12 protein-coding genes are annotated in these 12,225 nt (G+C 46.9%); all 12 read right to left on the bottom strand.

What is annotated here, in order from left to right; all coding sequences use genetic code 11:
* Positions 1-107: 107 nt before the first annotated feature.
* The gene (rlmD, locus tag J1C77_RS07490) at positions 108-1,466 is read right to left on the bottom strand and encodes a 23S rRNA (uracil(1939)-C(5))-methyltransferase RlmD (RefSeq protein ID WP_080980278.1); all 1,359 of its coding nucleotides are present in this window, start codon (positions 1,464-1,466) and stop codon (positions 108-110) included.
* A gap of 84 nt (positions 1,467-1,550) precedes the next feature.
* A complete protein-coding gene (locus J1C77_RS07495; RefSeq protein WP_002920837.1) occupies positions 1,551-2,900 on the bottom strand; it encodes an LCP family protein in 1,350 nt (449 codons plus the stop codon).
* 18 nt (positions 2,901-2,918) lie between these two features.
* Positions 2,919-3,752: a prephenate dehydratase gene (pheA, locus tag J1C77_RS07500; protein WP_002920836.1), complete on the bottom strand. Its 834-nt coding sequence runs from the start codon at positions 3,750-3,752 to the stop codon at positions 2,919-2,921.
* A complete protein-coding gene (locus J1C77_RS07505; protein WP_002920834.1) occupies positions 3,749-4,225 on the bottom strand; it encodes a shikimate kinase in 477 nt (158 codons plus the stop codon). Before J1C77_RS07505 ends, pheA begins: the two co-directional genes overlap by 4 nt.
* Positions 4,218-5,501 carry a 3-phosphoshikimate 1-carboxyvinyltransferase gene (aroA, locus tag J1C77_RS07510; protein WP_002920833.1) on the bottom strand — a complete coding sequence of 428 codons (1,284 nt, stop codon included), beginning with the start codon at positions 5,499-5,501 and terminating at the stop codon, positions 4,218-4,220. The genes J1C77_RS07505 and aroA overlap by 8 nt, the downstream gene beginning before the upstream one ends.
* 132 nt (positions 5,502-5,633) lie before the next feature.
* Positions 5,634-5,972 carry a YlbF/YmcA family competence regulator gene (locus tag J1C77_RS07515; protein ID WP_002920832.1) on the bottom strand — a complete coding sequence of 113 codons (339 nt, stop codon included), beginning with the start codon at positions 5,970-5,972 and terminating at the stop codon, positions 5,634-5,636.
* Positions 5,973-5,990: 18 nt separating this feature from the next.
* The gene (locus J1C77_RS07520; protein WP_002920831.1) at positions 5,991-7,097 is read right to left on the bottom strand and encodes a prephenate dehydrogenase; all 1,107 of its coding nucleotides are present in this window, start codon (positions 7,095-7,097) and stop codon (positions 5,991-5,993) included.
* Between the two features lie 15 nt (positions 7,098-7,112).
* Positions 7,113-8,279, bottom strand: coding sequence for a chorismate synthase (aroC, locus tag J1C77_RS07525; RefSeq protein WP_002920830.1), 1,167 nt, complete (start codon positions 8,277-8,279; stop codon positions 7,113-7,115).
* Positions 8,280-8,370: 91 nt separating this feature from the next.
* Positions 8,371-9,438 carry a 3-dehydroquinate synthase gene (gene aroB, locus J1C77_RS07530; RefSeq protein ID WP_002920829.1) on the bottom strand — a complete coding sequence of 356 codons (1,068 nt, stop codon included), beginning with the start codon at positions 9,436-9,438 and terminating at the stop codon, positions 8,371-8,373.
* A gap of 10 nt (positions 9,439-9,448) precedes the next feature.
* A complete protein-coding gene (locus J1C77_RS07535; RefSeq protein ID WP_002920828.1) occupies positions 9,449-10,303 on the bottom strand; it encodes a shikimate dehydrogenase in 855 nt (284 codons plus the stop codon).
* Complete coding sequence (gene aroD, locus J1C77_RS07540; RefSeq protein WP_002920826.1) at positions 10,293-10,970, bottom strand: type I 3-dehydroquinate dehydratase; 678 nt, start codon at positions 10,968-10,970, stop codon at positions 10,293-10,295. Before aroD ends, J1C77_RS07535 begins: the two co-directional genes overlap by 11 nt.
* On the bottom strand, positions 10,967-12,130 hold the full coding sequence (locus tag J1C77_RS07545; RefSeq protein ID WP_002920823.1) for a class I SAM-dependent rRNA methyltransferase: 1,164 nt from the start codon (positions 12,128-12,130) through the stop codon (positions 10,967-10,969). The genes aroD and J1C77_RS07545 overlap by 4 nt, the downstream gene beginning before the upstream one ends.
* Positions 12,131-12,225 lie beyond the last annotated feature (95 nt).

Below are 12,225 nucleotides of genomic sequence, written 5' to 3' on the forward strand. Positions count from 1 at the left end.
TTTTTAAATTACTTTCACTAAAACGTTCCTACGTTTTCACCAGCAAAGCTACACACTCAACGTGATGCGTCTGCGGAACTCAAAAGGTTTGGGGAACCTTTTGAGGATTAGCTACGTTTCACTAACAAGTTTACACACTCGACATGGTGCGTTTGAGGAAACAAATCTACAGGCTGTACTTTCTTCAACTCATATCCTAATTCTTGATAGAGCTTAATATCACGCGCCATGGTGGCGACATTGCAGGAGATATAAGTGATTTTCTTGGGCTCCATGCTGACGCTGGCTTTGATGAAGCTCTCCGTCAGGCCTTTTCGTGGTGGATCGACTAGGATGACATCCGCTTGGATACCCTCTTTAAGCCAGTTTTGGATGGCTTCTTCAGCAGGAGCGCAGACATAGCTGGCGTTGGTAATGCCGTTGATTGCCGCATTCTTTCGGCTATTTTTGACAGCTTCTGGGATCACTTCGACACCATAGACCTGCTTGACCTGCTTGGCAACTGATAGACCGATAGTCCCGATGCCAGAGTAGGCGTCAAGCACCACATCGTCAGAGGTCAGCTCAGAAAAGTCAATGGCTGTCTGATAGAGCTTTTCTGCCATCTCGGTATTGACCTGGTAAAAGGCAGGCGCAGCAATCTGGAAGTCATGTCCCAGCATCTGGTCGGTGATATAGTCTTGACCATAAAGCGTTCGCCAGTCTTTTCCGAAAATCGCATTGCCCGGCTGGTCGTTAATATTTTGCATGATGGACTTGATAGCTGGAAAAGCCTCTGTCAAGTGCTCCATCAGTTGCTCCACTCGGAATATCTTCGGACGGGTTGTCACCAATATTAGCATGATTTCCCCTGAATAATGGCCACGGCGAACAACTAGATTGCGAATGAGTCCAGTCTTTTCTTGCTCATCGTAAGGTTTGAGGTCAAAACGACGGAGCAAGTCGCGTGTAAAGAGGATAACTTGGTCAATGACTGGGTCCTGAATATAGAAATCTTCAATCGGCAGGAGGTCATGGGAATTTTTCCGGAAAAATCCTGTTTCCAGCTGGCCATTAACACGGCGGACAGGCACTTGAGCCTTATTGCGGTAACCCAGCGGCTGCTCCATACCAAGTGTCGGCGGCACCTCTACATCAGACAAACCAGCAATCTTATAGAGACTGTCCTTGACCTGCTTGCGTTTGAAGTCCAGCTGGGCTGAATAGTTCAGATGCCCCAAGTCGGCAATCCCTGTACGCAGATAGGCCATATCAAGATTTTCATTGCGCTGGTCTGAAGTACGGAGAAATTCCTCCACCTTGCCAAAGCCAATTTTTTTGTTGACTTTGAGCACACGCATACGGATGAGCTCACCCGGCAGGGCATTTTCCACAAAGAAAACCAGGCCTTCTGCCTTGGCCACCCCTGCTCCCTCGTGGCTCAAATCCACTATTTCAACTTCAATCATATCATTCTTTTTTAACATATTTTTCTCTTTCTGCTTTATCGCTCTGCTATTTCCCAAAAGAAAAGGCAGGACATCGTCCTACCTTTCATTATATCATATATCTTATCTAAGACCCATTTGCTGCAGTCTTTCTTTATAGGCTTCAAAGTCAATCAAGAGCCCTTGGCCACCGTACATGTCATAGGTATCCACCCAGTCGCCATTTTCCGGAATCGTCAGGCGCTCAACCCCGTTGCGGGAATCTCCAGCCATAGAGAGACCATTGGTCAAAAGGAAGCTGTATGGCACATTGGTCGAAGTCAAGGCAAAGACCTTACCAAGGGCCTCTGATCCAGTAAAGAGCTTGGTCGGATCCTTGACCTGCTGGAAGACAGCTGTCAAGACTTCCTGCTGGCGGCGGGTCCGGCCAAAGTCGCCCTCGTCATCCTTACGGAAGCGAGCGTAGTTGAGCAAGGTTCGACCGTCCATCTGCTGCTGACCAACCTTGATTGTTTGATTGGGTACCACACCGTCTTTCATATTCAGGTCATCTGGCACTTCAACTTCTGTCACTTTCTCCCCATCGATCGTTGAGAACTGGGCATTCATGCTGACGCCATTTGGGAAAAGGGTGTCAATAGCTGTCGCAAAGGTCTGGAAATCCACCAGTGCATAATATTTGATGTCCAAATCGAAATTATCTTTGAGCATCTGGCGGACATAATCTGCACCTCGGTTGTGGTTTTGCTCCCCAATCGTGTAGGCAGAATTGAGCTTTTGGTCATAGTAATCTGCCTGCGACGGATCGGTGTACTCATTGCTGACGCCGTCAATGTGAATGAGGGTATCACGCATAAAGCTGACCAATTTAACCTTGTGGTCCTTATTACCAACATTCAAGACCATAATAGAGTCGGTCCGCGTCTCAGTCGAGTCGTCACCAACCCGGCCGTCTGTTCCGAGAATGAGGATATTCACTCCGTCCTTAGTATCCTTGCCGTCAAAAAATTCCGTTTCTGCTGGTTTAGAATTGCCAGTGTGAGCTGTCGTCAAGCCTTTGACAAACATAAAAATCATGCCCCCCAAGACCATAAGCAGGAAAATCCCTACCCAAAGCAGAATTCGTTTCAAGCGGATTTTTTTGCGAGGCTTCTTGGGCTTGTCTTGTCCCAGACCAGCTCCTGCCAGAGCTTCCGGCTCCTTCTTTTGCTTTCTGCTGCGAGAAGAACGCTCAGGGTACTTGGGCAAGAGGCCAGAAGAATCCATTTCCACTGGTTCTTGCTCATAGGCGTCACTAACTGTATGCGGCTGCTCTTCATGGCTAGGCACACTGGCTGAACTGCCAATCCCCTTGGACTTCTGACGCAGATAGTCAAATTCTTTCTTTTCTTTATCGTTTAGATAATAATAATTTTTATAGAGATAATCTAAGCGGAGCTGTTCATGATGGCTAAGATTTTCTGGTTTCTTCATCTCTTCTCCAATCTACTGCTACTTGTCCTGAATCAGAAACACACTGTAGCTACCAAAAATTTTATAAGTAATTCCAAGACTTGTCAACTCTTGATAGGCAAAATCCGCCAATTTTTTCTGCTCGTTGTCAATGTCAATAATGAAGAAATACTCTCCCAGAGCCGTTTTTAGAGGGCGACTCTCAATCTTGGTCAGGTCAATCCCACGCCAAGCGAAGGTTGACAAAGCCTTATAGAGAGCACCAGGCAAATTGTCCGGCAAGGTCAAAGCCAGTGTCTGCTTGTCTCCCGTCTTAGCCAGTTGAAGCTTTGGCACCTCATGACCTAGAATCCAAAAGCGGGTATAATTTTCTTCCATTTCCTGAATGTCGCTGGCGGCTACTTTGAGCCTGTACTCTGCTGCAGCCGTGCGCGGGGCAATAGCCGCAAAATTCTTTTCAGGATGCTCTGCCACAAAACGAGCTGCATAGGCTGTACTAGCCGTGACCTCAATGGCAGCTTGCGGATAATGCTGACGGATGTATTTTTTCCCTTGGGCAATAGCCTGCGGGTGAGAAAATATCTTCTCGATTGGCTTTTCCAAATCAGTCACTAAAAGCTGCTGCTTGATGGGCTGGACGATTTCAGCCACTGCCTGAATGTCTGCCTGATGAAATAGATAGTCCAAGGTTTCATGGACACTGCCTTCAATGGAATTTTCCACCGGAACGACCGAGTAATCCACTTCTCTAGCCTCATAAGCCTTCATGACCTCGGTGATATTCTGATAGGGCACCAAGTCCTCGTTGGGAAAGGCAGCTTGGGCCACATGGTGAGAAAAGGAGCCTCTGGGACCTAAAAATGCTATTTTCATTGAATTTCCTCAATAATTTCCTGCGGGCTTTTGAGCCTCGTATCGACAATCTGGGTCGCTACTTCCTCATACCAGGCCTGACGCTGCTCAAAAATCTGCTGCAAGTCTGACCTGCTCTGATTTAAGAACAAGGGCCGCTCCTGCTCAGCATCCTGCTGGATTCGCTGATAGAGCGTTTCAAAATCTGCCTTCAGATAGATATTATCAGCGTTCTGAGCAAGTAATCTGCGGTTTTCTGGGCTAACGACTACACCGCCGCCAGTTGAAATGACCAAGTCCGTATCGATCAGCTCAGCCAAGAGCTGGGCTTCAGCAGCCCGGAAGGCCGCTTCACCATGCTGGTCAAAATAATCCTTGATAGACATGCCCAGCCGCTGGCAGAGCAGTTCATCCATATCGACAAAGTCTTGGGCTAAGCCTCTGGCCACTGTGGATTTTCCGGCTCCCATAAAGCCCAGCAATATCTTAGCCATGCATCAAGCCCTCCAAATCGCCGAAGAAGCTTGGATAGCTGGTCTTAATGGCTTCAGACCGCTCAAGTTCTACATGACCGCTTTGAGCCAACAAAGCAGCAATTGCCGTCATCATCCCAATGCGATGGTCTCCCAAGGTATTAATCTGAGCGCCGTGGAGAGGTGTTTTCCCTTCGATAATCATGCCGTCTTCCGTCGGGGTAATAGCTGCGCCCATGCTATTGAGAGCGTCTGCCACTACCTGGATACGGTCGGTTTCCTTGACTTTGAGCTCCTCTGCATCACGAATGACAGTCCGTCCCTGAGCCTGAGTCGCAAGAAGCGCAATAATCGGCAACTCATCAATCAAGCGCGGGATAATCTCGCCGCCAATCTCCGTTCCCTTAAGCTCAGAAGTCTCGACGGTGATGGTAGCAGACTTGGCTACTGGATCGACATCTGACAGTGTCATCCGTCCGCCCATAGCCTCTATTACTTCTAAAATCCCTGTACGAGTTTCATTGATGCCGACATTTTCTAAAACAATCTTAGAGTCCGGTACGATCAATCCAGCCACCAGCCAAAAAGCCGCGCTGGAAATGTCACCTGGAACCGTCACTTCCTGAGCAGTGAATTCCTGACCACCCTGAATACGAATTTCCTTGCCCTTGACCTCAATCTGTCCGCCAAACTGGGCAATCATATCTTCTGTATGATTACGGGTGATTTCCTTTTCTATAATAACTGACTCTCCCTGAGCCTGCAAGGCAGCAAAAATCAAGGCAGACTTAACCTGAGCAGAAGCCACTGGCAGCTGATAGTGAATAGGCTGCAGTTCCCTGCTTCCCTTCATCTTGAGCGGTGGTAAATCACGCTCAGTCCAACCAGCAATCTCTACTCCCATCTGTCGCAGAGGAATGGTCACCCGATCCATAGGCCGCTTGGATAGACTGTCGTCACCAAACATCTCCGCTTCGAAATCCTGGCCAGCCAAAACACCAGAAATCAAACGGATAGACGTTCCAGAATTACCCATATCAAGCTTATTTTTTGGTGCTTGCAAACCTTCAAATCCTACGCCATGAATCTTGACTAGATTTCCATCGTCCTCAATTTGCACGCCTAAGTCACGAAAAACCTGCATGGTAGACAGCACATCTTCTCCTCGCAAAATGTCGCGAACAGTAGTGACCCCTTTAGCCAAACTGCCAAAAATAATGGAACGGTGGCTGATGGATTTATCTCCCGGTACTCGGATACAGCCCTTCAGGCCTTTTACATTGGTTGATAATTTCATAGGTGACCTCGTACTTTCCTTTGTTGCTTCTTATTTTATCATAAAAAGACCAGAAATTCTTAAAATTTCTGGAATCCTAGCCGAAGCTAAAAGAATCCGGGTATTCATCCCAGATTCTTCTTTTTTATTAGCTTACTTAAGCAAATCCTGCACCGGATCAAAGATGATACGCTCAATGTCCGCCAGATAGATGGACAGTTGCTGCTGCTTATTGAAAAATTCAGAAAGAACAGCATTGCCCTGAATCTTCTCACCAAAGGAAGTCATCTTGTCCTGCACCTCCTGAGTCGGTACCTGACCAGTCTGAGCCAGCTGTTGCAACTCCTGCTGGAAAGCCAGATAATCTGTAAAAATAGCCTTCGCTTCGCTATCAGCATCCACTGCTTTCTTGCTTTCTGCAACTGCTTGGTACTCAGGCAATTCACGCAGATTTCTGCTCAGTTCATTGGCTAAATCATAAATATTTGACATAGAGTTCTCCAATCTATATTAGTCTACGGACACTAGGTAATCCGTATTTTCTCTTACTATTTTAGCAGATTTTTCCAAATCTTGGTGATTTTTAAAGGTGATTTGCAGAATACCATTGATATCTTCTCGGTTTTCCTCGTTGATACGAATATTGACAACAGAAATTCCCCGCAGAAGCTCTAAAATACCCAAAATCGCATCTTCTTCGTCAGGCACCTCAATAAAGAGGTCGTAAAAGCTATCTACACCGGCCCGCTTATGAATTTCCATCTGCTTGCGGCTTTGCCGTCCTCGGTCGAAAAATTCCCAGATAGCTGTCTCGTCCTTAGCCTCAATCGCTGCGGCCACCTTGTCTAACTGGTCTTTAAAATCTTCCAGCCGCTCCAAGATAGCTTGAGGATTGGTCAAGAGGATAGAGGTCCACATCCCTGGCTCACTCTCCGCAATCCGCGTCATATCTCGAAAACCACCGGCTGCAAAAGACTGAGTCAGTTCATGCTCTTGGCTATAAGTTGCTGCTTGCTCCATCAGGCTGGAGGCTAGGATATGCGGAAAATGGCTGATTTGACTGGTCACTCGGTCGTGCTCAGCTGCATCCACCTGGATAAAGCGGGCATGAAGACCACTTAGCAAGTCTTTCATTTCCTCAAGCGTACCAGGCTTGGTCAGATTAGAGGGCGTGAAAATATAATAGGCATTTTCAAAGAGAGTGACATGGGCCGCTTTGGCTCCGGTCTTGTGACTTCCGGCCATCGGGTGAGCTCCGACAAAGCGGACGGGCTTATTCTGCAGATACTTTTCTGCAGCTGCCACAATCTCAGCCTTGGTTGATCCAGCATCAGAAATGATAACATTTTCCTTCAGTTCCAGATCTGCTAGCTCCTTGATAAATGCTATGGTCTGCTTGATGGGCACAGCCAGAATAATCACATCAGCCAATGGAGCAAAGGCAGCAAAATCATCTGTCACCAGGTCTACCATTCCACGTTCCAGAGCAACTCTGCGCGATTCCTCACTTCGATTATAGCCAAGAATCTCTATCTCAGGATGAGCTCGCCTGATGCCCAGAGCCAAAGAAGCTCCAATCAGTCCCAGACCTGCGATATAGACTGTTTTTCTCTCCATGCCCACTCCTTTCTTCTAAAAGTTCTTGACAAATTCCCGATGGCGGGCTACCGCATCCTTTAGTTCTTCCAGATTGTCCGAAGAGAACTTCTCCAGAACTTCGGTGGCTAAAACTGTTGCCACCACGCTTTCCATGACAACACCCGCCGCTGGCAAAGCCGTTGGATCGCTCCGCTCCACTGTCGCCTTATAAGGCTCGTGGGTCTCAATATCCACACTCATCAGTGGCTTGTAAAGGGTTGGAATGGGCTTCATGACACCACGAACCACGATTGGCTGACCATTGGTCATACCGCCCTCAAAGCCGCCTAGATTATTGGTCCTGCGAGTGAAGCCATCTTCCTCAGACCAGAGGATTTCATCCATGACTTGACTGCCCTTGAGACGACCGGCTTCAAAGCCCACACCAAATTCAACTCCCTTGAAAGCATTGATGGACACGACTCCCTGAGCAATCTTAGCATCCAGCTTCTTGTCCCATTGGACATAGGAGCCCAGACCAACCGGCACACCACCAACGACAGTCTCAATGACACCACCTATGGTATCCCCGTCTTTCTTAATCTGGTCAATGTAGGCCTTGATTTCTTCTTCGCGATCGGGATTGACAATGGAAACCTCTGACTGGGCAGCTCTTTCCTTGATTTCTCCTACAGTCAAATTGTTCGGTACATTGATATCAATGCCACCAAAGGTTACGATATGACTAGCCACCTCTACACCGATTTCTTCCAGCAAACGCTTGGCTACTGCTCCGACTGCTACACGCATGGTCGTTTCGCGGGCAGAAGAACGCTCAAGTGAATTTCGCAAATCGTCAAAGCGGTATTTCATACCACCAACCAAGTCTGCATGGCCAGGGCGTGGTTTGGTAATCTTGCGCAGCCCTTTTTTCTTTTCATCCACATCAGCCGCACTCATAATCTCCTGCCATTTCTGATGATCCAGATTCGTGACATTAAGGGTAATCGGGCCGCCCATGGTCAATCCATGCCGAACACCAGACGTAATCTCAACTTGGTCGCTTTCAATCTTCATACGGGCACCGCGTCCGTACCCACCCTGACGACGCTTGAGCTCAGCATTGATATAATCAGCGGTCAAAGGAAGACCAGCTGGCACTCCCTCAATAATAGCTGTCAGACGTGGTCCGTGCGATTCTCCTGCTGTTAAGTATCTCATACATTTTCTCCTATTTCTGGGATGGAAAGAGCTGGACACTCTGTCTATTTTTCATCCAAACTATCCAATCTTCTTAAACTCCATCTGGCACTTATTTCTTCAGAAATTCTTTCATCTCTTCCAGCGGAATCTGGTGAATACTAGCCGAACCCAACTCAGGAACAAGTACTAGTTTAATAGAATTCCCTCGAGCCTTCTTATCATGGGTCAAGGCCTGATAAAGAGCAGCTTCATTCCAAGGCTGGTAATCCACCGGCAAGCCAAACTTCTGACACATATGGATGATGTTTTCTGTGATTCCGGCTGGCATGAGGCCTTTCTTTTCAGCGACACGGGAAACCTGTACCATGCCAATCGCCACGGCTTCACCGTGCATGACTTTTCCATAGCCCGCTGTCGCTTCGATAGCATGCCCAATAGTATGGCCGAAATTCAGATAGAGGCGGACGCCATTATCCAGCTCATCCTCGACCACAATCTTACGCTTGACATCGCAGGAATGGTAGATGATGCTCTCCGCATGCTCCAAAATCGACTCTGGACTGCCATCCATTTCTGACAGCTCATCCCAGAGTTCCTTATCCTCAATCAAGCCGTACTTGACCACCTCGCCCATGCCTTCGATTAGTTCCCGCTGACCCAAAGTATGCAAGACTTCAGGGTCAATCAGAACTCCGTCAGGCTGGGTAAAAGTTCCGACCATATTCTTGGCCCAAGGCGTATTGACACCTGTCTTACCACCAATAGAGGAGTCCACTTGGGCTGTCAGACTGGTCGGAATCTGCACGAAATGCACACCCCGCATGTAGGTCGAAGCGGCAAAGCCCGCCAAATCACCGACGACTCCGCCTCCCAAGGCTACAATGCCGTCACTGCGGGTCAGACCAACCTTGACCAAAAACTCATAGACTTTGTTGACGGTCTTTAAGTTCTTGCTGGCTTCACCCTCCAAAAAGTCAAAGACAAAAGTCTCAAACCCAGCCGCTTCCAAGCTCAGCTTGACCTTTTCCGCATAGAGTCGAGCCACTCGATTGTCCGTGACGATAACTACCCTCTGAGGCTGCCAAAGCTGACTCAGCCAACTTCCAGCCTGAGATAAAGACCCCTTTTTGATGAGAATATCATAGGGATGATGCGGGAGATTCACATTCAGTTTCATAAGCGCCTCCTTATTTATACAATTCTTCTAAACATTGCCAAATTTCCTGACTGGGCATAGGCTTGCCGGTCCAAAGCTCAAAGGCTTCTGCTCCCTGATAGAGCAGCATACCAAGTCCATTGACCGCTGTGACATTTTGATTTCTGGCCCATTTGAGAAAGGGAGTTTCGAAAGGTTGGTAGATAACATCTGCAACTAAAATCTGGCTGGGCAGCTCAAGCTGTTCAGGCAGGGGCATGCTGACCCCATCCATGCCTAGACTGGTCCCATTGACCAGAAGGTCTGATTGATTGATTTTATCCTGCAAGCTATCCGCATCTTCCAAGGTTAGTACCTGGATACGACTCTTGGTTTGGTGGCTGATAGCTGCCATTTTGCTGACAATCTTCTCATAGGAAGCTTGCCGAGTAAAAACGAAAATTTCCTCTGCATTGTACAAAGCTGCTTGAGCAATAATAGCTGTTGCTGCTCCACCTGCCCCCAAAATCGTCATTTTTTTGCCCCGAATAGCAAAAGAAGGCAAGCTCTTAAAAAATCCCTTGCCATCTGTGTTATAACCAACTAAAATTCCATTTTTATTCACAACTGTATTGACCGCTCCGATAAGGCGGGCGCTGACATCCAGCTCGTCCAGATAAGGTATCACTTCCTGCTTATAGGGCATGGAAAGATTGACACCAAACATATCGTATCTGCGGATATTTTCTATACTGGCCTGCAGATCCTTTGCTTCTACTTCCCAAGCTAGATAGACACCATTGACACCGGTCTTTTCAAAAGCCATATTGTGAATAAGAGGAGAAATACTGTGCTTAATTGGCTTGGCAACCACAGCAGCCATGCGGGTGTGGCCATTAATTCTCATTCAAAATCTCCTGGATTTTCTTCATATTGCTCAGAGAAATCTGACCGGGTGCTGACGCCATATCCTGACTGGCAAATGACCAGCTGGAACCTGTCAAATCAGCCGCAATGCGTGAAATCCTGCCAACTTTTCCCATGGAAATGGTGACAAAATCCTGCTCAGGATTCAAAGTCTTGAAACCGCGAGTATAGTTCATCAAGTCCAGCACATCCTGCTCATTGTGAGCCATGACAGAAACCTTGACCACCTTAGGAGTCAGAGAAGTCAGCTCAGACAGGATTTCCATCATATTTTCAGGCGTTTCCTCGAAGTTATGGTAGCTCAGCACCAGATTAGGAAACTCCAGCATTTCTTCAAATTTCCCCTTGTGAGAGAAATATTCAAAGTCGATATAATCCGGCTGGTAAAAACCAGCCACTTCCTTGATGAGAGCTACGTATTCATCATCGGATAGTTCGATTTCTCCGCCTTCCTGACGGGTTCGTAGCGTGAAAATCAACTCACGTCCGGCAAATTTTTCAAAAATAGCTGGCGCAACATTTAAAATGTCATCCTTGGCCAGAAAATCTGCCCGCCATTCAATAATATCCGCTTCTTCATAGCGTGATACATCAATTTCTTGAGCTTCTTCTAAACTCTTGGGCATTACAGAAACGACTAATTTCATTGGTCCACCTTTATTGTAAATACCTTGAGGTAATTACTGCTCCCGTCTTTTTTATTATAGGCAAAGTCTGCTGGCAAGCCATACTCCGCAAGATAGCGGTGCTTTCTGCCGGCAAGGCCTTTTTCAATTTCTTGTTTAAACTTACTTTTGGAAAGATTGGCTGCATTGGTACTTAAAATCATGATTCCCTGAGGATTCAGGATTTCCAAAGCTTGTGCAACCAAACGATGATAATCTTTAGAAACCGAGAATGTCCGCTTTTTATTTCTAGCAAAGCTAGGCGGATCTATCACAATGACATCAAAACTTAGATCGTGACGCTTAGCGTACTTGAAATAATCAAAGACATCCATCACCTGAAAGAGATGCTGATCCAGTGTCAAACCATTGGCCAGAAAATGAGCTTCAGACAGCTCACGGCTTCGCTTGGCCAAATCCACTGAGACTGTCTGACTGGCACCGCCCATGGCTGCTGCAACTGAAAAAGCGGCTGTGTAGGAAAACATATTGAGTAAACTTTTACCAGCAGCCAGACCATCTACCAAACTGGCACGCACATCGCGCTGATCCAGAAAGATACCGGTCATGAGACCGTCATTCAGAAAAACCTGATAGCGAACACCGTTCTCCAAGACTGTGAAGGTTTCCGGCGCTTCCGCTCCGTAGAGATGGGCCGATTCATAGTCCAAACCCTTGAAACGAATCTTTTCATAAACTCCCTGAATCTCTGGGAAAACCTTAGCGAAGGCTGTCAGAATCCGCTCCTTGATAGCAAAGACAAAGTCATTGTACCAAGAAAAAAGCGCAAAGTCATTGTAGAAATCCACCGTGAAGCCACCAAAGCCATCCCCCTCTTGATTAAAGAGTCGAAAGGCTGTCGTGTCAGCCGAATGGAAATAAGTAGAACGTCTGCTCTTAGCCTGCTCAAAGAGAGTTTGAAAAAAATCCAAGTTCAGCTCTACCTTCTTCTGGGAAATCAGCCAGCCTACTCCCTTATTCTGCGGAGAGAGATAGGCTGTGCCTAAGAACTTTCCCTGACGGTTTTGCAGCTCCACGCATTGATTCTGAAGCGAAAGAGCACCAAAATCCTTTTTATCTAATAAAAGAATGCCCTTTCTCAGTTTTTCTTCTGCCTCTTGACTAACAGTAAGTTTATTCATAAATTATATTATACCAAAGATTGTGAAAATTCTCAAAACATATTTTACATTTGAGTTAATAAAAGATTTCACAAACGAGTACAAAACGACTATAA

Source organism: Streptococcus sanguinis (assembly GCF_050223295.1).
GTDB classification, from domain to species: Bacteria; Bacillota; Bacilli; order Lactobacillales; family Streptococcaceae; genus Streptococcus; species Streptococcus sanguinis_X.

What these genes read in the sequence shown, in the direction of transcription:
- rlmD (WP_080980278.1), bottom strand. Translation starts at nt 1,466, where the DNA reads ATGTTAAAAAAGAATGATATGATTGAAGTTGAAATAGTGGATTTGAGC.
- J1C77_RS07495 (WP_002920837.1), bottom strand. Translation starts at nt 2,900, where the DNA reads ATGAAGAAACCAGAAAATCTTAGCCATCATGAACAGCTCCGCTTAGAT.
- pheA (WP_002920836.1), bottom strand. Translation starts at nt 3,752, where the DNA reads ATGAAAATAGCATTTTTAGGTCCCAGAGGCTCCTTTTCTCACCATGTG.
- J1C77_RS07505 (WP_002920834.1), bottom strand. Translation starts at nt 4,225, where the DNA reads ATGGCTAAGATATTGCTGGGCTTTATGGGAGCCGGAAAATCCACAGTG.
- aroA (WP_002920833.1), bottom strand. Translation starts at nt 5,501, where the DNA reads ATGAAATTATCAACCAATGTAAAAGGCCTGAAGGGCTGTATCCGAGTA.
- J1C77_RS07515 (WP_002920832.1), bottom strand. Translation starts at nt 5,972, where the DNA reads ATGTCAAATATTTATGATTTAGCCAATGAACTGAGCAGAAATCTGCGT.
- J1C77_RS07520 (WP_002920831.1), bottom strand. Translation starts at nt 7,097, where the DNA reads ATGGAGAGAAAAACAGTCTATATCGCAGGTCTGGGACTGATTGGAGCT.
- aroC (WP_002920830.1), bottom strand. Translation starts at nt 8,279, where the DNA reads ATGAGATACTTAACAGCAGGAGAATCGCACGGACCACGTCTGACAGCT.
- aroB (WP_002920829.1), bottom strand. Translation starts at nt 9,438, where the DNA reads ATGAAACTGAATGTGAATCTCCCGCATCATCCCTATGATATTCTCATC.
- J1C77_RS07535 (WP_002920828.1), bottom strand. Translation starts at nt 10,303, where the DNA reads ATGAGAATTAATGGCCACACCCGCATGGCTGCTGTGGTTGCCAAGCCA.
- aroD (WP_002920826.1), bottom strand. Translation starts at nt 10,970, where the DNA reads ATGAAATTAGTCGTTTCTGTAATGCCCAAGAGTTTAGAAGAAGCTCAA.
- J1C77_RS07545 (WP_002920823.1), bottom strand. Translation starts at nt 12,130, where the DNA reads ATGAATAAACTTACTGTTAGTCAAGAGGCAGAAGAAAAACTGAGAAAG.